General features: G+C 42.9%; 25 protein-coding genes. 6 read left to right on the plus strand and 19 right to left on the minus strand.

Annotation, left to right across the window (positions count from 1 at the left end; all coding sequences use genetic code 11):
- Positions 1-51: 51 nt before the first annotated feature.
- The 3 genes from DFR62_RS08720 to DFR62_RS08730 all read right to left on the minus strand — a co-directional run bounded on the left by DFR62_RS08720 (position 52) and on the right by DFR62_RS08730 (position 2276).
- The gene (locus DFR62_RS08720; protein WP_206662499.1) at positions 52-510 is read right to left on the minus strand and encodes an FMN-binding protein; all 459 of its coding nucleotides are present in this window, start codon (positions 508-510) and stop codon (positions 52-54) included.
- Between the two features lie 72 nt (positions 511-582).
- Positions 583-1509 carry an FAD:protein FMN transferase gene (locus DFR62_RS08725; protein ID WP_206662498.1) on the minus strand — a complete coding sequence of 309 codons (927 nt, stop codon included), beginning with the start codon at positions 1507-1509 and terminating at the stop codon, positions 583-585.
- Between the two features lie 122 nt (positions 1510-1631).
- Positions 1632-2276 carry an NAD(P)H-binding protein gene (locus DFR62_RS08730; RefSeq protein ID WP_121299811.1) on the minus strand — a complete coding sequence of 215 codons (645 nt, stop codon included), beginning with the start codon at positions 2274-2276 and terminating at the stop codon, positions 1632-1634.
- A 169-nt stretch (positions 2277-2445) separates the two neighbouring features.
- Here DFR62_RS08730 and DFR62_RS08735 point away from each other — a divergent pair, with 169 nt between their 5' ends.
- Positions 2446-3333: an AraC family transcriptional regulator gene (locus DFR62_RS08735; RefSeq protein ID WP_121299813.1), complete on the plus strand. Its 888-nt coding sequence runs from the start codon at positions 2446-2448 to the stop codon at positions 3331-3333.
- Between the two features lie 153 nt (positions 3334-3486).
- Here the strand turns inward: DFR62_RS08735 and DFR62_RS08740 are convergent, their stop codons facing one another.
- The 3 genes from DFR62_RS08740 to DFR62_RS08750 are packed head-to-tail and all read right to left on the minus strand — an operon-like array spanning position 3487 to position 6104.
- Complete coding sequence (locus DFR62_RS08740; RefSeq protein ID WP_206662497.1) at positions 3487-4566, minus strand: alpha/beta hydrolase; 1080 nt, start codon at positions 4564-4566, stop codon at positions 3487-3489.
- A 17-nt stretch (positions 4567-4583) separates the two neighbouring features.
- The gene (locus tag DFR62_RS08745; protein WP_121299815.1) at positions 4584-5282 is read right to left on the minus strand and encodes a DUF4405 domain-containing protein; all 699 of its coding nucleotides are present in this window, start codon (positions 5280-5282) and stop codon (positions 4584-4586) included.
- Between the two features lie 54 nt (positions 5283-5336).
- A complete protein-coding gene (locus tag DFR62_RS08750; protein WP_121299817.1) occupies positions 5337-6104 on the minus strand; it encodes a cytochrome P460 family protein in 768 nt (255 codons plus the stop codon).
- 339 nt (positions 6105-6443) lie between these two features.
- Between DFR62_RS08750 and DFR62_RS08755 the strand changes: the two genes are divergently transcribed.
- Positions 6444-6875 carry a MerR family transcriptional regulator gene (locus DFR62_RS08755; protein WP_121299819.1) on the plus strand — a complete coding sequence of 144 codons (432 nt, stop codon included), beginning with the start codon at positions 6444-6446 and terminating at the stop codon, positions 6873-6875.
- A 72-nt stretch (positions 6876-6947) separates the two neighbouring features.
- A complete protein-coding gene (locus tag DFR62_RS08760) occupies positions 6948-7796 on the plus strand; it encodes an aldo/keto reductase (protein ID WP_121299821.1) in 849 nt (282 codons plus the stop codon).
- A 426-nt stretch (positions 7797-8222) separates the two neighbouring features.
- Here the strand turns inward: DFR62_RS08760 and DFR62_RS08765 are convergent, their stop codons facing one another.
- The 3 genes from DFR62_RS08765 to DFR62_RS08780 form a co-directional block, all read right to left on the minus strand.
- Positions 8223-9191 (minus strand): arsenic resistance protein, encoded by a 969-nt coding sequence (locus DFR62_RS08765; protein ID WP_121299823.1) that lies wholly within the window; start codon positions 9189-9191, stop codon positions 8223-8225.
- 682 nt (positions 9192-9873) lie between these two features.
- On the minus strand, positions 9874-10314 hold the full coding sequence (locus tag DFR62_RS08775; RefSeq protein ID WP_121299827.1) for a disulfide oxidoreductase: 441 nt from the start codon (positions 10312-10314) through the stop codon (positions 9874-9876).
- Positions 10314-10997, minus strand: a complete 684-nt coding sequence (locus tag DFR62_RS08780; protein ID WP_121299829.1) for a DsbA family protein — start codon at positions 10995-10997, stop codon at positions 10314-10316. The genes DFR62_RS08775 and DFR62_RS08780 overlap by 1 nt, the downstream gene beginning before the upstream one ends.
- A 317-nt stretch (positions 10998-11314) precedes the next feature.
- On the opposite strand from DFR62_RS08780, the gene DFR62_RS08785 reads away from it, so the two are divergent.
- The 3 genes from DFR62_RS08785 to DFR62_RS08795 all read left to right on the plus strand — a co-directional run bounded on the left by DFR62_RS08785 (position 11315) and on the right by DFR62_RS08795 (position 14786).
- A complete protein-coding gene (locus tag DFR62_RS08785; protein ID WP_121300280.1) occupies positions 11315-11929 on the plus strand; it encodes a CadD family cadmium resistance transporter in 615 nt (204 codons plus the stop codon).
- 78 nt (positions 11930-12007) lie between these two features.
- Entirely contained in the window at positions 12008-12373 is a 366-nt protein-coding gene (locus tag DFR62_RS08790; protein WP_121299831.1) for an ArsR/SmtB family transcription factor, read from the plus strand.
- Complete coding sequence (locus DFR62_RS08795) at positions 12366-14786, plus strand: heavy metal translocating P-type ATPase (protein ID WP_121299833.1); 2421 nt, start codon at positions 12366-12368, stop codon at positions 14784-14786. The genes DFR62_RS08790 and DFR62_RS08795 overlap by 8 nt, the downstream gene beginning before the upstream one ends.
- A 169-nt stretch (positions 14787-14955) precedes the next feature.
- Here DFR62_RS08795 and DFR62_RS08800 read toward each other — a convergent pair whose 3' ends face one another.
- The 10 genes from DFR62_RS08800 to DFR62_RS08850 all read right to left on the minus strand — a co-directional run bounded on the left by DFR62_RS08800 (position 14956) and on the right by DFR62_RS08850 (position 24436).
- Complete coding sequence (locus DFR62_RS08800; protein ID WP_121299835.1) at positions 14956-15804, minus strand: cation diffusion facilitator family transporter; 849 nt, start codon at positions 15802-15804, stop codon at positions 14956-14958.
- A 756-nt stretch (positions 15805-16560) separates the two neighbouring features.
- Entirely contained in the window at positions 16561-17910 is a 1350-nt protein-coding gene (locus tag DFR62_RS08805) for a dihydrolipoyl dehydrogenase family protein (protein ID WP_121299837.1), read from the minus strand.
- 128 nt (positions 17911-18038) lie between these two features.
- Complete coding sequence (gene merA, locus DFR62_RS08810) at positions 18039-19679, minus strand: mercury(II) reductase (protein WP_121299839.1); 1641 nt, start codon at positions 19677-19679, stop codon at positions 18039-18041.
- A gap of 3 nt (positions 19680-19682) precedes the next feature.
- Positions 19683-20084, minus strand: coding sequence for an Hg(II)-responsive transcriptional regulator (gene merR / locus DFR62_RS08815; protein WP_121299841.1), 402 nt, complete (start codon positions 20082-20084; stop codon positions 19683-19685).
- A 370-nt stretch (positions 20085-20454) separates the two neighbouring features.
- Positions 20455-20958 (minus strand): site-2 protease family protein, encoded by a 504-nt coding sequence (locus DFR62_RS08820; RefSeq protein WP_121299843.1) that lies wholly within the window; start codon positions 20956-20958, stop codon positions 20455-20457.
- A gap of 33 nt (positions 20959-20991) precedes the next feature.
- Positions 20992-21354: a hypothetical protein gene (locus DFR62_RS08825; RefSeq protein ID WP_121299845.1), complete on the minus strand. Its 363-nt coding sequence runs from the start codon at positions 21352-21354 to the stop codon at positions 20992-20994.
- 252 nt (positions 21355-21606) lie between these two features.
- Entirely contained in the window at positions 21607-22152 is a 546-nt protein-coding gene (locus DFR62_RS08830) for an NUDIX hydrolase (RefSeq protein ID WP_121299847.1), read from the minus strand.
- A 35-nt stretch (positions 22153-22187) separates the two neighbouring features.
- Positions 22188-23039 carry an alpha/beta fold hydrolase gene (locus tag DFR62_RS08835; RefSeq protein ID WP_121299849.1) on the minus strand — a complete coding sequence of 284 codons (852 nt, stop codon included), beginning with the start codon at positions 23037-23039 and terminating at the stop codon, positions 22188-22190.
- Between the two features lie 151 nt (positions 23040-23190).
- Positions 23191-23601 (minus strand): hypothetical protein, encoded by a 411-nt coding sequence (locus tag DFR62_RS08840; RefSeq protein WP_121299851.1) that lies wholly within the window; start codon positions 23599-23601, stop codon positions 23191-23193.
- 580 nt (positions 23602-24181) lie between these two features.
- Complete coding sequence (locus DFR62_RS08850) at positions 24182-24436, minus strand: hypothetical protein (protein WP_121299855.1); 255 nt, start codon at positions 24434-24436, stop codon at positions 24182-24184.
- Positions 24437-24459 lie beyond the last annotated feature (23 nt).

Raw genomic sequence — 24459 nt, forward strand, 5'->3', positions numbered from 1 at the left:
CTTGTTGATTTGTTTCCCATCTTTCTATTTGCAGTTTTGTCAGTTGCAGTATTAATCAGCTGGTGTTTCCTCAGTCTCTGCTTGCTCTTTAATTTGCCTAATCGCATCATTGAATCCATTGGGTGTCCCGCTGGAACCCGCCAGACGCCCTACGTTCACCTCATCAATATTTTTCCCCACGACCACTGCTGGAACTGCTTCTGCGAATCGCTCTTGTAAGTCGAGTGACGTCGGGTTTGTCGCATGAGGAGCAACTTCGACTTCCGTAATCTTATCATCTTCTAAATTCACAGTAACGGTGATGTGCGACGGCTGATTTCCATATTCACCCGTTGCCTCATAAACGCCGTCTCTATAATCTGTATCTTGACTGGTTGTGGGTTCTGATTCATTGGTGTCGGGCGCCGGTTGTATATCATCCGAACTTGATGGTGAGCAGGATGACAGAATCAAAGAAGTATATGATCCCGCAAGGAGAGTAAGAACAATGTTTTTATTTAATAAAGGCATAGGATCGTCCCTTTCCTGTGAAGGTGCTTTATCACATTAATTGAACCGCATTAATTTTGAATTTTTTTCTCACTAAAAGAAAATTTCACCATCAAAGTTTTGCGAGTACTCTGCCCTGCCGTCAGCAAACATACGGACAAATGAGAAGTGGAACTTCTCTGCCAACTGTTTTCCGCTGGTAAAAAAAAGCGCTGTTGCAAGTCCATCGGCTGTCATGGCATCGGGTGCGATTGCCCACGTCGCCACAACGTTCTGAACCGGAATACCGGTCTGGGCATTTAGCACATGATGCAATCCTTCTCCCCAGGTTCTTCTGTTATTTGCAGAAGCACATAAGGCGCTATTTTTTAAATTAGCTACACCCATAACCAGCTGTGGCTCAAATGGATGTTCAAGCCCGATCGGATAAGCGGATTCACCAGAATGAACAAGATCCCCACTGCCATCCACGACAAAATCCGTGAATCCAGCCTCTCTCAAAATACCGGATACGATGTCTACAAGGTATCCCTTGCCAGTTGCTCCAACATCAATCACCAGTGGCCGTTTCGTGATGAGTAATGTCCCCTCTCGCACGATATCCTTCGACCAGCTAACTCGTTTTCCAGGTTCAGCTTTAAGTTGTTCGGGATTTACTTTCTGTTTAAATGAATATGTCTTATCATACCCAAGAAGTTCCAAGTCACGGCCCACAAGTGGATCAACAGCCCCTTCTGTCAGCGTATAAAGCTGATCATAAAGGGTGAAGAGGGCAATGGAATCGGTTGGAAATTCAAAACGGCCGCCTTGAGGTGCATCAGCAATCTGAGAGACTAGGGAATCTGATCGAAAACGAGAGTACGTACAGTCGAATAGTTCGATACGTTTATGGATACTTTCCTGCGATCGACTTGCCAGCGGTTCGTTTGTTTCAATCTCCCATTTGGTTCCTATCGCATCAAATTTGTAAATGAAATTACCGCCGCTGCCTTCTGATGCGTCTTTTCGAAATTCTTCCAAACAACTTCCTCCTTTCCGATCATCAGACGTTCATTTTATTTGCTTCAATTGACATATATACATCCAAAGACTTGAAAACGCTCGACCAACTTCACATTTTCCTAAAGAACTGTTCGTCTTTCTCAATAAAATGAAGGCTTGTCCCAATCTGTATCCGGTTCGCTCACACCCAGGCTGGTTCGAAGATATCTGTCGCTTTCCTCTTCGATGATATCCATAATTAACCGGGTTACGGCCTGTCGCGTCACTTGCGCACCGATAAAGGGTTCCCCTTTTTGGCTAATCATGTAGTTCGTATTTCCAGCTTCGTTGTAAAGCCATGTTAATCTCAATAGCGTATATTCTAAATTGGAATTTTCCAGTATGCGTGCAGATTCAACCTGCGAATCCATTCTAGGACTTCCACCAATCATGCGTTTATTCCATTCTCCGAAAGTGTCTGGCACTTCGTCATATATTCCAAGAACCGACGCTGCTATCACTCTTCTCACTCCTGTTTCATGCATAGCATCCATAATTGCCTGGGTTGCTTTTTCATCGCCCATGTCATTAACGTAAACAAGATCCACCTCTTTCATTGCGTCGATCAATTTATCTCTGTCTTTAAAATCCCCATCAATCACCATTTCCCGAAGGTCATGAATAGGTGTTAAACGCTCACGCCCGTTTCTTGCGTAAAGAACGAGTGAATGACTGGTTTGATGGAGTACCTCTCGTGTTAACATGCGGGCAATCTGTCCAGCTGCACCTAAAACTAAAATTTTCATGTTGCTTCCCCCTTATAAACAGTAATGCGTAGGATAATTATGCCCCATATGGTGAATCGAGCGATATCTCATTCATGGCAAATGATTGCCTATTCCTATCACATTCATTTACTTGTCAGCTTGAAGCCTATAGAATGAGGCTAATAAGAAAAGAAATGAGGAGGTTGTTATGTCTGGATTTCAAGATGAGTTTACAAAGCTGATTGAGCGTCACATCGACGGAGACGGCAAACAGGAAACTGAAATTCCTTCTTTATTTTTCACTCGATTCTCCCAAGTCACCGGCCCCCATTACGGCGTCCAAAGTCCTTCCCTGTGCATCATTGCACAAGGTTCCAAGGAAATCATACTTGCCCACGAGAACTTTATATATGGCCCTTCCGAGTATCTTCTAACATCTGTTAACTTACCCATTACCGGTCAAGTTATAGAGGGGACTCCAGACGCTCCCTATTTGGCAATCAAACTTGAGTTTACATCCAACGAAATACTAGCAGTTTTACATGCTTCCCAATTAAAAGTGAATCGAAAAGAAAAGGCGAAACGAGGCATGTCTGTCACTCCGCTTGATGGTCCTTTATTGGACGCTGTTATCAGATTAGCCCGTTTATTGGACCAGCCGAACGATATTCTGGCGCTGGCCCCCCTTATCAAGCAGGAAATACTTTACCGACTTCTCCAAGGACCACACGGTGCGACATTAAAACAAATGGCACTGGAAGAAAGTTCGACGTATCAAATTAGCGATGCCATCCAATATATAATGAAGAACTTCCATCAGCCGTTCCGGATTGAAGATCTGGCGGAAATAGCGAATTTGAGTGTATCTTCCTTCCATAGGCAATTTAAACAAGTGACTGCAATGAGTCCCGTTCAATTTCAAAAGCAATTAAGATTACAGGAAGCCCGGCGCTTGTTAGTGACGGAAGCAACAGAAGCAACTGATGTTGCTTTTCGAATTGGCTATGAGAGTCCCTCACAATTCAGCCGTGAATATTCTCGCATGTTCGGCTTTCCACCAAAAGAGGATTTAAAGCGCATTCGAAGTGAGGTGTGACGGGTTTCCGCTAGATGCTATCCATTGAGAAGATTTAGAGAATGGGTAAATCATTTCAAAACCATCATATTGACAGGCAAAGACTCAAATCTAAAAAAGCACACCCAATTGCTAGCGGCACTAGCAATTGGGTGTGCTTTTTCGTTTTAGTAATCAAGAAGCTTCCATCTGCATTTCCCAAAAACCTATCGCTTTTTCAATCCATCCTTCAGCATCCGTCCCTGTCCCTAATCCAAATCCATGCCCGACGTTGTCAAACTCAACATATTCAACGTCAATCCCTACATCCCTTAAGTTAGCCACTCTATTTCTGACTGCCTCTATGTTGACAATTCTATCGCATTTACTTGCAGTAACAAATGTAGGTGGATCACTTTCAGTAAAATTCTGATGCGCTGTATACGCCATCACAACGGCAGCAGGAGGACTAAATCCATTCGCCCTGAATGACCCCGCATTTGCCGCCATTCTAGCTCCTGCCGAACTTCCCCACACAGAATAATCCTTAACAGAGACTTCAAGCTCTTCAGCATTTTCTACAATGTATGAAATAGCTGCAATCAAATCTTCTGTGGCAATTTCTTCTCCACCGACTCGGTAGGTTAATACAAACGCATTATATCCACGCTTACTCAATTCCATTGCATAGGGGAACCCTTCGTGGAGTGAGCCGACATAAGAAAAACCGCCACCAGGGCTAATAATAGCGAAAGGCGCTCCAGGATCGCCCCTGAAAAAGAAAAGCCCTGTATTTGATAGGCTCTGATCCTCTTGTTTTTGATCTTCTGAATAAAAATCATAGAATATTTTTTCACCTGCATTCATCTCATCGACCATATAGTTAAGGGAAGTAACTACTGTATCGGGATTAACATGACTGTGATAGGGCAACACCCCATCAACATGACGAAGGAGCATAGCTTCGTCATAGTTGCTGTCATTCCGCGGCATCAAATGATTTTGAAACCCTTGAAATGCTGGGTGCGCCAGTAAATCCCCGATAGAATCATCGACAGTCAAGTGCTCATTCTCTTTTTTGTCTGTATCATTTTGCATAGTATCGTTAGATTCCTCCTCATATCCAGTTTTACTTGGATCTGTGGTTGGCTGAACCTGGCATCCTGGGATTCCCATTACTAAAATAAGCGATAAAGCAAACAAGTTAAACAAGCTGTTGAGCTTAATTTGGAACACCCCCATAAGAAAAACGTATCCACCACGTCCATCTTCCATACAAATCACCCATTACCTTACTTGCTCGTTGTGCTGCTTGTAAGCTTGCGCTTATTCTGTTTTTGAATAAACTTCACTGCATAATGAGTCCCACTGATATAGATTCCCATGATGGATAGATAATCAATTATAAATCTCATGGCTGAATCATCATAACCCCAACCAAATGGATTATAGATCGTTAGCTTCTCTCCTATATCTCTCTCCACGGAAACCTGCACGCCATAAATAACAATCACTACCGCCAAAACACGCAGCACAATCGTCCGCATGCGGCTTGCATGCTTAATGTCCGTCATTTTGCTTACAGAATTGATAATCATGGCCCAGGACAATCCGGTGTGGACAGCCATAAAAATAAAGCCCCAGTAAGAGGTAAGAACATGAATTTGTCGCCAGATCATGTCATTGCTAGAAGAAAGAAAAGGGAAAACATCAGCGGAAATTGGCGCAGAACTGATTAAAATCACAGCTATCGATATGAGAAAAAGAAAATTAACTGCAACGCCTAGGATGCGACGAGCATTATATTTCCCTTTGAAAATCGCCTTATACCATTTTCGATTGAAAAAATTATGCAGAATAAACAAACCCAAAAGTGAGATGCCAACTACTTCATGAATCATATTCCCCGTAATTTGATACGCCATTGCCACTACCATAAGCACGGTCATGGAAAGGTCCACGCTTAATCTAAAAATCATAAGTCGATTCACAAAATTCTCCTCTTCCTTTGTTGAGTGCCGGGTGCCTCTATCAGGAGCGCTCTTTTAACTTTCAAGTCCATTGATATACATCCGCAAAAGAACATCTTGTACCACTTTTTGCGATTCAGGACCATTCGTTAAAAGGTTTTCTCCTCCCTGTGCCACCTGTGTCAGAGCTTGGCCTGAATCTGCATCAACCTCCATCACACCCCATCCCGATGAGTGGCTGTCTGCGAATTGAAAGGCCGCACTGTCCTCCTGTCCTGCAAGCGCTTCGAGGTCATATGTCTTCATTTCATCCAATTTGTATAAAAAGTCATCATTTTCCTGCCCCGCATGGCAAGAGATGCACCGGCCAATATCTTCGCCTTCGTTTAAGGCACCTTCAGGATCGAAGGATTGGTAAGCCCATTCCCCGTTCCGCTGTTCAGGTAAAATTTCAGGGTCCCAATCATCCCGTTTTTCCATCACAAAGATCCGATCGAGCACTTCATCCTCATAAATCTTAAGCGTCATGACAGTACCGCTCGGCACCGGTTCTCCGTTTTGAACAGCTTCAATTGCTTCTTCGCTCGTAAACAACTCCTCAAAAGCGCTTCCACGTGTCACAGTCGTATAGAGCACACCTTCCTCATAATTTTCAGGCAACTGAATTAGGCTTGTAGCGGAAGATTCCTGATTATTTTGAGAATCTGAAGTTTGGGCGTCAGTAGTTTGTGTCTCGTCCCCCATCGAATCCTGTGGGACCACTGGCTCCTCCCTATTACTGCACGCTATAAGGACAAGCGTGAGCGCCACTAATATAAAAGGCTGAACTAAAAATTTTTTCATACATTGTCTCCTTCTTCAGCTGGTATTTTTTCATTCCACTTAGCATATAACTTTCCGGTTTGTTCTATCTGAACTGAAATATTTTAATATATAGACATTTCTATTATGCAGCAGGCGAAAAATAATCGTTATCCCATTTCTCTTGCATGATTGCCTAATCCTGTCAAAGTGGCTTATGTGATTACCAAACGAAGTAAGAAACGTCATATGAAGGCTTGCCGGCCTTTGGATTTCAACTTCCATTTCCATGTACAGCTGATCATAAGGAAAACATAAGAATAGGGAATATCCATAATGGCGTGTAAGATGAAATTATCAAAAGCTAAGGAAGGCGATACCATGAACAGTAAACAAGTGGCGGAAATGTTTGGCCTGTCGATTGATACACTCCGGTATTACGAACGTGTCGGCGTGATTCCTCCAGTCCTCCGCGGTGAAAATGGCTACCGAAATTATCAGACGAATGATTTGAATTGGATCTTTCTGGCCAAGAGCCTCCGTTCAGCCGGACTATCCATTGAATCGCTGATTGAATTTGCGGACCTCGCCAAATTAAGTGAAGTGCAGAATGTGGCCGGCGCTCAAAAACAAATACTGAAAGATCAATTAGAAGAAATTGATCAGAAAATCAAGGAAATGACCGATATACGTGCTCTATTAAAATATAAGCTCGATACGTACGATGAGCATTTGACTCAATTCAAAAATGGCGATTTGACACCTGATAGCGTTGAGAAACTTTGGGAAATGAAACAGTATACAAAAAGTTAAACAAAAGACTTGCTATGGAGTTCACTCCATAGTTTAAGGTGAGGGGGAATAAAACTTTAAGGAGGCAATACTATGCAATCAGTAAAGCTCAATAACGACGTCGAAATTCCAATTCTCGGTTTTGGCGTATATCAGATTCCCCCTGCAGAAACAGAACAAGCTGTGATTGATGCCATTCAGGCGGGATACCGTCATATTGATACAGCACAAGCGTATGCAAACGAAACAGAAGTTGGTTCAGGCATTAAGAATTCAGGTGTAGCTCGCGAAGAACTCTTCATCACTACTAAGATTTGGGTAGAAAATGTCTCGTATGATGGCGTCATGAATTCTTTCCAAGGTTCGCTTGACCGCCTTGGTATGGACTATGTGGATCTGTTATTGATTCATCAGCCCTACAATGATGTCTATGGTGCATGGCGCGCGATGAACGAGCTGCAAAAATCAGGAAAAGTCCGGGCAATTGGCGTCTCAAACTTTGCTGTAGATCGCGTTGTGGACTTGTCCTTGTTTAATGAAACCAAGCCTGCGATTAACCAAATCGAGATTAATCCATTCAACCAACAAACGGAAGCGATCGAAGCAATTAAGGCGGAAGGAATCGTTCCTGAAGCTTGGGCACCGTTCGCAGAAGGGAAAAATAATATTTTCCAAAATGAAGTACTGAGTGAAATCGGGCAGAAATACCAGAAATCAGTCGCCCAAGTAATCGTCCGTTGGCTTATGGAACAGGATATCGTGGTATTGGCGAAATCGACCAAACCGGAGCGTATGTCAGAGAATATCGATATCTTTGATTTCAGTTTGACAGACGAAGACAAAGCTGCCATTGCAACCCTAAATATCGGCGAAAGCCAATTTTTCTCCCACTCCGATCCGAATATGATCAAGATGCTGGCAGATGCCAAACTAAATTTTTAATACTTGATAACAGAGAGTAACAGCAACCTTTCTGTCAATATAGAAAAGCACAGCTAAATTTTAATTAGCTGTGCTTTTCTATTTTCATTGAGTAACGTACTTCCGATAAGCGGTCATATGTTAACTCAACTTAGCTATCTTCCCAATCACTCTCTGCTTTTCTGTATTTGGCAGATAAGAAATGTATATAATGGCAATTAAGAATATTCGGTTAGATGTATAAATTCTCTGCCCTATGTCGCTTGACACGGAGCCTCTGCGGGTACGATTTCACGCAAAGGAATGCGCTATGTGACTTTGCATAGCACGCGAGCTTATCATACCCGCCACTCCGTATAAAGCGTTGAATATGCGGTAATTCATGCATTCCCTTAATTGCCAAACACTACATTCCTCAAATGCCAGTAACAGCTTTTCGGCAAACAGCTATTTGAAATTATTTACTGGCTTGTTTTTCCTTAAAGTGAGCAATGCTTGAGAAACAATCGCTAACACGGGCAATTCAATAAGTGGACCAATGACTAAGGCTAATGCAATCAAGGGTTGATCCGGAAAGGCGATGACCGCAATCGCTAACGAAACGGGCGAATTGCGTGCAATGATGGTAAGGCTTAGGCTCACTGTATCTTCGTATGAAAATTTCATGGCTTTCCCTACAGTTTGGGCAAGTACGAAGTTAACAACGAAGAAAAGTAACACCGGTATGACTAGTACAGAAATGGCCTCAAGATTATTGATTAAATAATTTCCTTGCGACGCGAACATGGCCATGATTGCTATGGCTAAAAAAATGATTTGTGCAGTAGCGAAAAAAGGGACCAACTTCTTATTTAAGAAGGCTTTTTTCTTCCTCAAGCTATAACGGGTCAAGTGTGCAAGAGCGAAAGGAATTACCAGTACCAATAGAATACTTTCTCCAATGGTCGATAACGGAATGGATTGAATCGTACCAGCAAAAATGAATAGATAGACGGGCAGAAGCACTACCTGAAGGATCAAATTAATCGGTAAAACAGACGTGGACAAGGGTATATTCCCTTTGGCTATGGAAGTGAACATCAAGTACCAGTCGATACAAGGCGTCACCATCAGCATGATAAAACCAATCCAAAGAGCTGGATGCTCAGAAAGGAAGATAGCTCCCAGCCCCCACGCTACTAAAGGTGTCCAGATAAAATTGATAAAGATGCTGGTATTTAAGAACTTGCGATTTTCAAAAGCATCTTTCAAGTGCTGCAATGGAATGTTTAGAAATAACCCGTAAAGCATCAGTAGTAAAAACGGAACGATGAAAGACTCTGCATACGTTTCAAAAAAAACAACCTGTCCCAGTAATAGTCCGATTCCTACTGCCGATAAAATGATAACAGTTTGAAACTTTTCGAATACGTTCATGATGGCACTCCTTTACGGAAAGAGAAAACTAACTATATGAGCGACTGCCTCTTAAGATTAACTAAGTCAAAAAAATTAAGCCAGCACTTTTACAAACAAAAGAGAAAGAAAACAAGCTTTGAACAGCCTCTTCTCTCTCTTTGTGTTTATACAGCTTCCGATAATCCCATAACACGTAAACCCAAATTCATTTTATACTTGCCGTAAATCCTATACATTCAGGATCTTCATTCGTCAATATATCAAAAAATGTTTGATATCTTAGGCAGGTAGACTAAAGTTAAGTGTAGGAACGACACGTACCAATTCATTCAATTTTTGCTGGTGTTTCTTCTGATATCGTATCAATGATGAGCACTTAGCTACTTCAACATCAAAAGGAGGAGAATAGGTGACACGAACTAAACATGTCTCAAAAGATTGGTCTTCTACTATCGGTTTTCTTTTTTATAGTGGAGCTCTATTTATTTGGTCCATATATGATTTTATAGTAACTGATAAAATTGGCTGGCAAATGCCTATCTTATTCATCGGCCTAGCCATCTATCTGTGGTCGAAAGTATTCAAGTACCAGAAGAGCGTGAAAGCATCTTTAACAGACAGACGGTAGTAAATGAAGGAATTTGAAAAGCGCTTCTCTCATTCGGAGAAAAGCGCTTTTTACTGTCTATCAATTACTATATTAATTTGCTTTTTTCTTCACAATCAGCAACACCATCGCACTCGTAATCAAAAGAAAAGCAACAAATGCAAGGAAAGGGATAGTGATAAACCCAAACCAGTTGATATACTCTGCGCTGCAAGGAACTCCGCTCACACAGGGCCGGACCCCGCCAAACCCTGGTATTTTCTGTTCCATGTAATGCATGGCCGAGATGCTTCCCCCGATGACAGATAGTGGCAGAACATAACGGGCAACCTTCCAATCGTTCTGAAACGTGGCAATCCCCAAAATGAAAACAAGGGGATACATGAAAATCCGCTGGAACCAGCACAGATCACATGGAATGAACCCTTTGATTTCACTAAAATACAGGCTTCCGAGCGTCGCAATTAACGAGACAAACCAAGCCCCGTACAGCAAGAAGCCCCTTTTATCCGATACTTTATGGGTTTCGTCCATTAGTTTTCCTCCGCTAATTCTTGATCGATCAACGCTTTGATGGCATCGTAATCAAATGGATCTTCCAATGTTTGTCCATTGACGACAATTGTTGGGGTCATCGCTACCTCATGCTCTTCTACCAAGGCTTCATCTGCTTTCACTTTGTCCATCGTCTCTTGTTTTTCCATGTCCTCTTTCATCTGGACTTGGTCAATGGCTGAAAATTCAGCGGCTACTTCCAGTGTTTTCTCTGGTGTCAGCCATGCTGCATCATGATTTTCAGTTGGTTGTGCCACAAATAAGGCTTTGTGGAAGTTCCAATAGGATTCCGGACTTTGTTCGTAGACGGCTTCGGCAGCCAACGAGCCTCCGACCGATTCATTTCCGTGGAAAAGAACGTTGATGTAGGAGAATTTCACATCGCCTGTTTCGACATAGTCCGCCACCAGCTGCGGATACACCATTTCTCCCCACGCTTTACAGGACGGGCATTTGAAATCCCCAAATTCCACGACTGTGACCGGTGCATCACTTTCCCCAAGCATCGGCTGGCCCGCTATATCCACTGCCCCTGTTTCCACTGTCGAGGCAGTTTGCTGGTTTGTCAGTACCACAATTGCCGCTAAAATGCCGACTGCCAACAGCGTCAGGAGAACTGCGAACTTCATTCCGGACTGTTTCTTCTTATTGTTTTTATCCATACTATCCCTCTTTCCTATCGTGATTTATCAATCAACGGCTCTACGTCGTACTTCGATACCATTTCTAGCATTTATAAAAATAGAATGCTTAACAAGACATGCCTGAATTGACCATACTAAATTTCAATTTACCTTGCCACTTGTCACTCTCTGTTCATTCTAACAAGCATGTTCAAATATTAAAACAATCATTTGAATGTATAATTGACAATCCATCGAAATCTTTGTACACTTGCCTTAATCAAACGTTCATTTGAATGTTTAACTATCAGAGGATATCAATCCATACTCGTATATCCGCAAAGGAGATGAGGGCGCTGTTAACCACGGTTTTTTCCGCTGTTGCAGCTTACGTTGCGACCAGCATTGACTATGTCATCATTTTGGTGATTTTATTTTCGCAGACGATGAAAAAAGGTCAGTTAAAATCCATTGTGATCGGCCAGTATCTGGGGACAGCCATATTAGTAGGCGTCAGTCTATTAGCTGCTTATGGCTTGACGCTTGTACCGACTCATTGGGTGGGCCTGCTGGGTCTCATTCCGATTTACCTGGGAATCAAAGTCTGGAAAAGGGAAGAAGAGGAGAACAACGAAGAGGATCTCTTGTCTCGCTTGTCTTCCGGAAAGTCCAATCGCCTGTTTGTCACCGTCACGGTTATTACATTGGCGGCCGGCGGTGATAACATCGGTGTCTACATACCCTACTTCTCAACCTTGAGTCCGAATGAAACCATTGCGATGTTGATTGTATTTGCCGTTATGATAGCCATTTTGTGTTACCTCAGTTACCGTTTGGCATCCGTCAAATCGGTCTCTGAAACGATCGAGAAATGGGAACGATGGATTGTGCCGGTCGTCTTTATTGGACTCGGTATCTTGATTATGGTGGAGAATGGGACCTTCCGTTTCCTTTGGGGTTTGGTGAATTGAATTAATTTCGCACCTTAAACTTCAATAGAAGAAAATCAACTTCTTTAAAAAACGAATGAGGAAAAGGAGTGAACGAAAATGGCAAAAGAGATTTGTGATGTGGTCTGTGTAGATGAGGAAAAGGTGGAACGCGTTCAGCGGCAGCTGGCAGATCAAAATCCATTGGAAGTGGCGAAAATCTTCAAGGCGTTGTCGGACGATACGCGAATCAAGATCGCCTATGCTTTATCGCTGGAGGACAAACTTTGTGTGTGCGACGTTGCGAATATCATCGGCTCTTCCACCGCAACGGCCTCCTACCATCTGCGTCTGTTGAAAAATATGGGATTGGCGAAATACAGCAAAGAAGGCAAATTGGTCTACTACTCGCTGGATGACGCTCATGTGAAACACTTGGTGCAAGTGGCCTTCATCCATCAGAAGGAGGTTGTTTCCATTGGTTGAAAAAACGAAGGAAACAGAAGACAAAACGGTCTACCGGGTTGAAGGCTTCTCCTGTGCGAATTGTGCCGGAAAATTCGAGAAGAACGTCAAGCAAATCTCCGGTGTCCAGGATGCGAAAGTGAATTTTGGGGCTTCGAAAATTTCCGTTTACGGCGAGGCAACGGTCGAAGAACTGGAAAAAGCCGGTGCCTTCGAAAACTTGAAAGTGGCACCGGAAAAACCGAAGCGCCAACCGGTTCCCGGAGTAAACGCAGCGGTCGAAGACAAAAATGTTTACCGGGTCGAAGGCTTTACGTGCGCGAACTGCGCCGGAAAATTCGAGAACAACGTCAAGCAGATTCCGGGTGTCCAAGATGCCAAAGTGAACTTCGGGGCTTCCAAAATTTCCGTTTACGGTGCGACCACCGTCGAGGAATTGGAAAAAGCAGGTGCTTTTGAAAACCTGAAGGTCGTTCCTGAAATCACAGGTCGGCAAGCTGGTCCGAAAACGGAAACCGATAAAACGCCAACTATAAAAGAGAAGAAAGTGCCGTTTTACCAAAAGCACAGCGTCTTGCTCTATTCCACGCTGTTGATTGTCTTCGGCTACATTTCCCAATTCGTGAACGGCGAAGAAAACTTGATGACATCTCTTTTGTTTGTGGCAGCCATTGTCATTGGCGGATACTCGCTCTTCAAAGTCGGCTTCCAGAACCTGATTCGCCTGGATTTCGACATGAAGACGCTCATGACCGTTGCGGTTATCGGGGCAGCCTTTATCGGCGAATGGGCAGAAGCATCTATCGTAGTTATCTTGTTTGCGATTAGCGAGGCCTTGGAACGCTTTTCGATGGACCGGGCCCGGCAATCCATCCGTTCGTTAATGGACATCGCCCCGAAAGAGGCACTCGTCCGACGGAATGGCCAGGAACTTCTGATTTCGGTGGACGACATTGTCGTGGGCGATACCATGATTGTCAGACCCGGACAGAAGATTGCGATGGACGGCACGGTAACCAACGGTTATTCGGCAGTCAATCAGGCGGCAATCACCGGCGAATCCGTGCCGGTCGCTAAAACGGTGACCGATGATGTCTTCGCCGGTACACTGAACGAAGAGGGCTTGCTTGAAGTTAAAGTCACCAAGTTGGTTGAAGACACAACTATTGCGAAAATTATCCACCTTGTTGAGGAAGCACAAGGCGAACGGGCCCCATCGCAAGCATTTGTTGATAAGTTTGCAAAGTATTACACACCAATCATCATGATGGTTGCCGCACTCGTGGCCATCGTCCCTCCACTCGTGTTTGATGCCAGCTGGGAAACGTGGGTCTATCAAGGATTAGCAGTACTAGTAGTGGGCTGTCCATGTGCGTTGGTCATTTCTACACCAATTTCGATTGTATCCGCTATTGGGAACGCAGCGAAAAAAGGTGTATTGGTAAAAGGCGGCGTGTACTTGGAAGAAATGGGCGCACTGAAAGCCATTGCCCTTGATAAGACCGGCACCCTAACCAAAGGGGTTCCTGTTGTCACGAACTTTGAGATCTTGAACAAGGGCATCGATGAAAAAGAACTGCTTTCCATTGTCACTGCGCTGGAGTATCGCTCGCAGCATCCCCTTGCTTCGGCCATCATGAAAAAAGCGGATGCCGAGAACATTGCTTATTCTTCAGTACTGGTCGAGGACTTCTCTTCCATTACCGGCAAAGGGATTAAAGGGACAGTAGATGGCATCACGTACTACATCGGCAGCCCGACTCTCTTTATCGAGTTGGGCGCCGCAAGTGCGGATAAGAACTTGGAACAAAATGTCACAGCTCTTCAAAATCAAGGCAAGACGGCGATGATCATCGGCACGGAACAAAGTATCCTGGCGGTCATCGCTGTGGCGGATGAAGTTCGTGAATCCAGCAAGGAAGTCATCCAGAAGCTGCATCAAATGGGCATCAAGAAGACAATCATGCTGACGGGCGACAACAAAGCGACCGGTCAGGCCATCGGCCGAGAGGTCGGTGTCACCGAAATCCAAGCCGAACTGATGCCCGAAGACAAATTGAATGTTATCAAACGCTTACGGGCCGAGTACGGCAATGTGGCGATGATTGGAGACGGCGTGAACGACGCGCCGGCACTCGCTGCTTCTACTGTCGGAATTGCCATGGGCGGTGCCGGAACTGATACCGCGATGGAGACCGCTGATGTGGTCTTGATGGGAGATGATTTGAGCAAACTGCCGTTCACGGTGAAGTTGAGCCGGAAATCATTGAACATCATTAAAGCGAACATTGCGTTTGCTATTGGCATCAAAGCGATTGCGCTGCTGTTGGTCATTCCAGGTTGGTTGACCCTGTGGATCGCGATTATGTCCGATATGGGCGCTACCCTCCTAGTTGCCCTCAACAGTTTACGGCTGATGCGCGTAAAAGAATAAAAAGAAACAGCGTGCACCTGAAAAGATGCACGCTGTTTTTGCATTTCTATTAGAAGATGCGCCTCCTCCTTTTTAAAAGTCTGTTAAAACAGCTGATAATCAATTGATAGGTCTGTATTAAATTCCATCAAGGTTTACATAGAAATCTCATGAATTAAAAGAAGGGGTATTAGTGGTCTTTCCATTCCAATTCAATGGCTGAGTGAGCAATTTTCAGGTTGGAAGTGGCCTTTCTTACGTTTTCTTTTATAGCGGTTGAATCTGCAAGGCTATTTCCTTTAACAGAAAGATGTAGATTCAGGGCATTATCTTCTCCGTCGATTGACCAAATGTTTAACTCCTGAACCGCTAATACTCCGGGAATTTTTTCGATTTTCACCTGTATTTCTTCTATATTAATTCCCTCGGGTACGCCTTCCAACAAAATTTTCATAGTTTTAGTCAGATTGCGTACAACGTTTACCAAAATAAACAAGGCAATTGCAAGAGATAAGATTGGGTCTAGAATATGGATATCCTTGAAAAGCAGAACAATACCGACAATCAGCACTGCCACCCATCCCAAAACATCTTCGAGCATATGCCAGGACAAGATTCCTTCATTTACAGATTTCCCTTTGTGTAACTTGAAAGCTGCATAACCATTTAAAAGAACGCCTACAATAGCAAACCAAATCATGCCTTGGGCATTGGAGTGTTCGGGATTAAACAGCAAAGGGATGGCTTGAGTAAAGATATAAATAGAGCCAGCAATCAAAACAGCTGCATTAATTAATGCGCTCAAAAGGGAAAAACGTTTATAGCCGAACGAAAACTTTTCATCCCCTTCTTTATTTGAAAAGTTTTGGAGAAACCAGGAAATCCCTAAAGCAATGGCATCCCCTAAATCATGAATGGCATCCGACATGATGGCGACACTGTTAATCAAAAAGCCGCCAATGAGTTCTCCTATCGAAAATAGAAGGTTAATCGCGAAAGCCAACTTAATATTCTTAGTGGATTTATGAGCTTTTGCCATTATAGTTCTCCTTTCTTTAGGTACTTTTTATCTTCTCTATTCTAAGATCAAAATTAATAAAAGAATTGTTTCTTGTGCCTTATCCTTTACTAACTCTTTGTATGGTTAGTATTCTATTCCCGAGAAATAATAAAATATGCTAGGTAAAGGGGCTTTAGTACCTCGCTAAGCGGTCATGCAGAATGATGAGGAATTTATTATCACGTAGGAATTATTGCAAAAGCGCCTGATATAACTTCATCTGCTATTCTTTTCTCTTGCTGCTTTAATATACTCAGCTATTTAAAAGATAACTAGTTAATTTTTGAAAAAAAGCGTTCGCAAAAGGACACTTACATGAACAAAAAGAAGGGAAGAAGCTACATCTAAGCTTTTTCCCTTCCGATAACCGCTGATATGTAAACTAAAAGAAAAAACAGCTGATTCAAAACATGAAAAAACTGATGTCTGTCTTAGTTCATCATGATTTTTTCTATTCAATTTATCATACTTAAAAGATTGGCCTGGGTTAATATTGCTTCTTATGTCCTTATGCTGATTCTGTCGACAAGTCGGTACTCTTTTGATTTTCAGGTTGATATTTCCTCCGCAATCTTAGGTAAGGAGTACAGCCTATCCTTTCACATTACTTGAGCTAGCCAGTTCTACTGAAAAAACTAACTCAGCTTGTAAATCGTATGTTAAAGTACGGTTTCAGCTACAAAAGCAACGAGGAGAAGCAAATAGAACAAGCTTCTCCTCGTTGCTTTTTTTGTCTCAAAGCATATAACCCAAGTCTGATGCTGCAGTCGGATAGGCATAAATCATCTGTTTAAGGTCGTTCACGGTCAAATTGAATTGAATGGCCGTGGCAAAGTGATTGATTAATTCATCTGCTTCCTGGCTAATCAAGTGAGCGCCCAACAGACGGCTGGAATCTTCATCAATAATCACCTTTACCATGGCATGCTGTTCATTTGTCCGCTTATAGGTGTACCAATCGGACGTGTCAATTTGATTGACCTTTACCTTATATCCTTTTTGCCGTGCCTGTTCTTCCGATAGTCCCACTGATGCCAGTTTGGGAAGGGTAAATACTACCGTTGGCATCACTTTGTAATTCGGTGTTCGGTGATTTCCGTTAAGCAAATTGGCTGCCACTACGTGCGATTCCATCGAAGCGATTGGTGTCAGCGGAAGACCTTCGGTTGCTGCAGCGTCACCGGCTGCATATACCCGGGGATTACTGGTGCTTTGAAGATATTTATTGACGGAAACGCCTCTTTTTTCCCGCGTTACATTTCCCTTATCGAGTTGCATATCGTCAATCTCCGGTACGCGTCCTGCCCCGTGAAGCACCAGATCGCCTTCAAGCTGAAGCGATTCGCTGCCGTTGGTTCCGGTAACAATAAAGGTAGAATCCTTCTTTTCAATGGACTTCACTTCCGTATTAAGATGAAGGTGAATGCCAATCTCTTTCGATTTTTCCATCAGCAAGTCCACCAGCTCGGGCTCGAAATGTTCAAGCGGGCGTTTCCCCCGGTGAATAATGTGTACTTCAGCTCCTGCCCGTGCCGCAATGTGGGCAAATTCAAAAGAAATATAACCCCCGCCTACAAAGATTAATCTAGCAGGCAATTCATCCAACTCCAGAAATTCGTCGCTGAAGGTGAGGTGTTCCGATCCTTCGATTGGCAGAGAAACCGGTTTTGCGCCGTTTGCAATTAAGATGTGTTTTCCTTCAAGGACTTCTTCCCCTACTTGAATTTTCTCTTCACTGATAAAGGAAGCACGACCATGGAATGTATCAATTCCAGCCTTTTGTAATCCTTTTGCTCTGCTGTCTGGCACTGGTTCTGTAAATGTACGTTTGAATGCCATCAACTCCGGCCAGTTGATTGAGGCATCGGAAGTAATCCCTTTTCCTTTCATTCGTTCCATGCCTTCAATCATGTCTACCGCGCCGACCAGTACTTTTTTGGGATCACAGCCACGTAGGGCACATGTTCCGCCAAATGGCCTCGAATCAATCACAGCTACTTTCCACCCGGCCTTGCTGCACTTCGCAGCTGCTGTCGAACCGCCTGAACCTGTTCCAATAACAATCAAATCAAATTTCTGCTCCATCTTATGCATCTCCTTCTGTAAATATTGTTATAGAAAGTATCCGTTTCCCAACAATTAAAATGCCGAATAGATGATTCTGGTTCGCTCATTACGTTTACAGACTTCAAACTAAATTCTCTACCCCTTTTTTATCCTGCACAACAAGACAGTTGGGAAACATCTTTGTTAAATGTTAATGCAGCCAATTTCACACCTTCCGCAATGGTTAAATACGGCGCCAGCGTGTCGCTGAGATTTTCGATGGTCAAACCGAATTTCACAGCAAGTGTCACTGCATAAATGACATCTCCTGCATTTTCCGCTACGATATGTCCACCCAATAGCTTTCGAGTTTTCGCATCCGCCACCAGTTTGAACACCCCGGTCGTTTCCCGGTTCACCTGCGCCCGCGGAACAGCCTCCAAAGGCAGAATGGAAGTAATAATGTCATAGCCGTTTTCTATTGCCTGTTGTTCGGTCAAGCCGACTGTGGCAATCGCCGGCGCTGTAAACGTAACACCCGGCACAATGGCCAAATCCAATTTTTCATTCTGCCCGCCGATAGCATTTCCTGCCGCCACTCGCCCTTGATATGCCGCTACGTAAACAAACTGAGGACCGAGCGTAACGTCGCCTGCTGCGTAGATTCGTGTATTGGTGGTTTTTGCATAATCATCAATCCGAATTTCCCCAAGAGATCCTGTATCAACCCCGGCAGCCTGCAGATTCAGGCTTTCCGTATTGGGTGTCCGACCGGCTGCAATCAGCAGTTGTTCGGATTCAATAATCCGTTTCTGACCATCCACCTCGACATAAACTTTTTTCACCTCTCCGACTTGTTCAACTCGCCCGTACGTGGCACCGGTCACTAACCGAATGCCTTGCTCGGTCAAAGCTTTTGTGAGGGCTTCCGAGATTTCCGGATCATAGTCCTTAAACAATCGCGAACTTCTTTGTATCAGTGTAACTTCTGAACCGAGGTGGTGAAATAGCTGGCCCAACTCCACACCAATATACCCGGAACCGATGACCGTCAGGCGTTTCGGCACTTCCTTCAGCTCCAATAAGGTAGTGCTGGTCAAGTAATCCATTTCTTCCAGACCGGAAATAGCTGGCACAGCAGGAGTTGCCCCCGTCGCAATCAGAAACCGTTTGGCAGATAGCTTCCTTTCACCCACTTCAATAGTATGGTCATCTAAAAACCTGGCTTCCCCTTTGATCAACTCAAAACCGTAGTCTTCAATCAAATCGACATATTTCTTATTCCGAAGTTCCGTCACCAGTTCCTCTTTCTGTTTAATTAGCGGAGCTAAATCCACTTCATTCGCAGAAGTATGCAGTCCGATAAATGGGTTGTTCCTGGCCAAGTGATTGATTTCTCCCGCCCGTAACAAGGTTTTGGAAGGAATACAGCCAACGTTCACACAGGTACCGCCTACCGTTCCCCGTTCAATCATCGCCACTTTAGCTCCATATTTCACGGCTTCGATGGCGGAAGAAAAGGCAGCGCCCCCAGAACCGATGATGATGTAGTCATACTCACCTTTTTCATCCGGACGGAGTGCTTCTTGGGCTTGGATTTCTTCCGCTCTCCCCGGCTGATACTTAGCATCAGCGATTGCTTTTTTTGCCTTTTCAACCTCCATGTCTTCCGACAGTTCAAATACAGCTTCACCTTGTCGGAAATCTGCTTGGATCTCTTTTGCGCCAATTGCTTCAAGCGCGACTGCAATGTGTTCTTCGCATCCTGTACAGGTCATCCCTTGGACATCCACTCGATATTTTTTCATGTGCTACTCCTCCTCCATCAAAACATCAATAATCGGGCATGCATGCAGTTCTTTTTCATTTGGACACCGGTCTTTCAATTCGCTCAGCATCCGTTCCGCCCGCTTTAAATCCTCAATCTGCTTTCGGACTTCCACTTCTTTTCTGCAAACAAACTCGAACATATCTTCACAGCGCACATCGTCTTTATCGACCACTCCTAACAACTTGTAAATCTCATTCAATGAAAATCCCAGTTCCTGCAGCCGTCGGATAAATCCTACCCGTTTGACCGTTTTCTCTGAATAAATCCGATATCCCGAATTATTCCTGATCGGTTCCTGCAATAGCTCTTTTCGTTCATAATATCGTATGGTTTCCTTATTCACTTTACATAGGGTTGCAAGTTCACTGATTCGATAGCTCAATTTTCTTCACCTCAGAAAAAGTATAAACCATGTACTTAGGTACATGGTCAATCATCGACACTTCAATTCTTTCTCTATAGAAAATTTCAATTTACTAAAACCAAATTTAAAATAATTGTTCACTAAAAGAAACCGTTCGTAAAAGTACACCTTCGCGAACACATCAATACAGCAAGAAATAAACAAAAATAACGTTCGCAAATGTGCTGAAACACTTTACGAACGTTCGGCAACTTGCAGCCACTATTGCGAACTATTTCAATCCTATCTAGGAAGAAGTATCGTTTTAAAGACTAGTTAGCGAATATATTCGCTTCCACTTGCTGGATCATTAAAAAAATATGATATTAAGAATTCATGAGCATCCAATTTATTGAGTACTAAACTTTCGCTCGTCTCTATTCGCTTTCACTAAATTCAAAATCTGTAAGCCATCACTTGGACCGCCGCCTAAAAAGCGAGGATAAGTCCACGGAATTAATGACGTGATAAAGAGAAGAAAGTTTACTCCTGCGCTATTCATGATGATATTCCCCGCTACGCCGGAAACAAAATGAGAAGCAATGAATAATGCCACAGAACAAAGCAATGATGCAATTGGCCCGCTAAGGTAGAAGAAGAATTTTTGTTTGTATGTAAACACTGGATACTCTTTCGGGATGGAATACTCACAATATCCAGATATTGCGATAGTCAGATAACAGGTAATTCTTCCAAAAGACAGCCTTAGCTTGTTCGCTTTGCTGGATGAACCCATAAATACTTCAGCTTTGGAATTTTTGCTCACTGTGACTGTTGCTACAGCATGTCCCATTTCATGTATAAATAAAGAGCAGCTCACAATGAGTAAGACGATAATTATTTCAAACAACATCAAATTATATTCCCCGTTTCTATATTTATGCTTTCACAGCATTTTTTCTCGATCTGGCTCTTTTGAAAAAACATCTTCTCCCACATCAAATCCTTCAGGACGCCAATGGCTTTCAGGCAATTGGCTTTCCTCAAACAATGTTCGGAGATGGTGGATCGCTTCAACCCATGTCGGAAATACTTGGAAGGCATATGGCGGGTCTCCCCAGCTATCATTCCATACTGCCCATTCGCTATTAGGCAGCTGTGTGGCATGATAAAACGCATCTCCCTCCATTTGAAAAATGCCAAAGGTGTTTTCTAAAGTAATCTTCCAGTCTGCGTAGCCTAATTCATTGGCAAACTGGTCGTATTTCTCGAAAATCCACTTATGCAATACTTTCCACAACCGGTTCATCGCATCACTTCCCGACTTTACTAAATACGTAAAGAACTTATCAGATCCATGTAAGCCGGCAATTAGACGACATTAAAAAAGCCCCCAATTAACCTAACGATTCCCCTTACCGCCATAAACAGGATTCTGAAGGGTAGAAATAGCAGTTCCGGGATCCAAAATAAAATTACGTCGAAAAAATCACTCTTATTCGTGTTCTTCTTTTTCTGCTTGTTCATTTAAATAGTCCCCTTTCAAATTTCACTTGCACTCTTATTTGTTTAGAAACGACTTTGCCATATAATAAGCGCTCGCTGTAAACAACTGTGTTTCGATAGTCCGATTCAGTATCAAGTCATCAAACTCTTCGAAATCGATCAGTTTAACATCGATCTCTTCCGTATCATCCAATTGCTGATCGCTTGTTTTGAATGCATCAGTGATTAGGTATGTAGAAATTTTATTGTTTTGAACGGCCGGATTCACCATATGTTCTCCTAGCAATATCGGATTTTTGTTTGAAGTGAATCCGGTCTCCTCAAGAACTTCCCTTAGAATTCCTTGCTTACTTGTTTCGTTTTCTTCAAGCTTTCCAGCAGGAATTTCTAAATAAAAACCTCTTGTCCCATGCCTGTATTGCTTTACAAGTACGAGTTGCATGCTCTCTGTAAGGACTACTGCATTCACCCAATCCGAATACTCATTTACGTAAAAGTTATCAATGATAATTCCGTTTGGCAGCCTACATTGCTCTTTCCTCAAATTTCCGAACGAATTTTTGTATAAATATTCTGTGGAGAGCGTTTCCCATGCTTTCATCTTTGAATCCCCCGCTTATTATGGTTGAGATACTATTAAGCTATCAGGTCTATTTTTTTACTGCTAATCCACTGGGATATTTTTTTGCTCACCATTTTCGGGTTCTCCCAATAGATATCGTGGGAAGCATCTTTCACTTCCTCTACAGAGAGAGCCAAGTACTGTTTAAGTCTCGCAGTTTCGCTTTCACGATGGGAATTAAACGCCTTCGGCAAAGTGCTTCTAAGCAGCAAGACCGGTACATCGACCTCACTTAAAGTATCTATACTCGGCTCATTGAAATGTTGCTTCACATAATATCCGGCATGTTCACTCGTTAAAATCAACTTAATGGCATCACGTTTTACTTTCATGCTCGGTTTCGCGATTTCAATCAATCGTTCTGTCAAGCCTTCTGTTGCCATCTTTGCTTCGAACAGCGTCCAGGATGCAAAGGCATAATTATCACAATGCTCTTTTGCGAAACGAACTTCTTCAGTGATTGAACTACCAGGAATACTGCTTGAGCGTATATAACCGCCATCTAAGAGAACGACCGATTGAACCGAGAAAATTTCAGCAAATGCCAATGCTATATTTCCGCCTATAGAATGTCCAATTACATGAAGATCTTTAATATCAAGTTGTTCCATTGCTTCCTTTGCCCACCTAGCCACCGATGCTACTGAAAAGGATTCTTCTGTTTGTTCAGCTGTAGATGAACCATGACCTGGCAAATCTAATGCGAAGATTCTGTACTTTTGGGAAAGTAAGTTAGCCAGTTCAGTAAAGCTGGCTGCCGAACTTCCAAGGCCGTGAAGAAAAAGAAGCGTTGTGTGGTTCATGTTTCCCCATGAACGCATGCTTACCTGTAATCCATCTTCAAATTTAATAATTTCCTTTTTCATAAGACGCTCCTTTTATACATACTTATTTTACCATTTAATGTTTTTAAATACAGTACTAAAATCACAATTATTAAACAACTCCTACTATTAATGAGCACATAAAAAAAGAAGCTTCTCATCATAAGCTTCTTTTACGTCCCCTATATTCCATTTATTCTATTATGCTTTTTAACTCTATTGTTTGTTCTTCATCTAGAGTATAGAACTCTTGCTCGTCTTCTCGTACCACTGCGCTTTCTCTATTGGACAAAACGGCACTGCCATCATCCATATACCATATGTACCGCCAAAGTTCAGAAACGTTTTCTTCGGGTTTATCCAAGGTAAGAACAAGATCCGCTACTGGAGTTAACTCCTTTGGCGGTTCTACTTTCTCTTCCATTTCAATAATCTTCCGCAACTCAGATATTGTTTCTGCGTCTGTGAAACCTGTATTAAACTCCGCTCCCGTCGTGCCTTCATCGTTAAAAGGAATGCCTACACGAACTATTTCCTCTTCAGAACACCCTATTACCATCATCACTAGAAGACATGCAACGAGCAATACTAGAAACTTCCTCATCCAAGTTCGCCTCTTAATTATTATTACGATTCTTCACTCCGGGTTGTTATAATTAGATTAAATCAGTAGCAGATTACTTGATGCTAGGAGCTATGATATGATAAAAAGATTTCTCGAACGATTTTTCAGTGCGGTTATTTCTGCCCCGCTTTACGTAATGTTGATGTTCATATGGCAGTTCCTCATTATGAATGAACAGGAGCTGTTGTCTGACACCACATTATTTAAAGTGTTATGGTCAACTTACGTATTTATTTTCCCGGCATTTTTTGTGCTGGGCATTCCGATGTCGTATTTAGTGGACTTCCTGACGCGGTTCGTACCTTCCAGTAATTGGATCATCACCTATTGCTGCAAGCTTGTCTTATATGTTTTGTTTACAAGCCTCGTATTCTTCGTGATGTTCCGGGTCTTTATACTTTCTGATGTTGAATTGGTAAACACGAGCCTAGTCCCTGCGTTAATTGGATTTCACGTTCTGTTTATGGTGCGGAAAGAATACCGAATGTAGCATTCGTAAAATTCGCTAAAGAGACTGCTGATAAAGCAGTCTTTTCTTATGAATAAAAATCTTGTTAGTTTAAGGTGTACTCCAAAATAATGTGGAGATAAATGGAATAATGACAGCTAAAAGAAGAACCAAAGAATTTCCAACTAAGCCCACCGCTCTGAGCGATCTGTTCTTGGCAAAGAGTGCTGCCACGATTCCGATTAGCGGCAGAGCAACAGCTACAATCATAGCTGAATTAGAGAATAGATTTTCATTAAAGAACCAAATTGTATAAACAGCCAAAGAAATCAAAAACGTTGCGACCGAGATTGTTCCTGAGTTCATTATTTTTATCTCCCTTTTATTAA

The organism is Planococcus citreus, from assembly GCF_003664125.1.
Taxonomy (GTDB): Bacteria; Bacillota; Bacilli; order Bacillales_A; family Planococcaceae; genus Planococcus; species Planococcus citreus.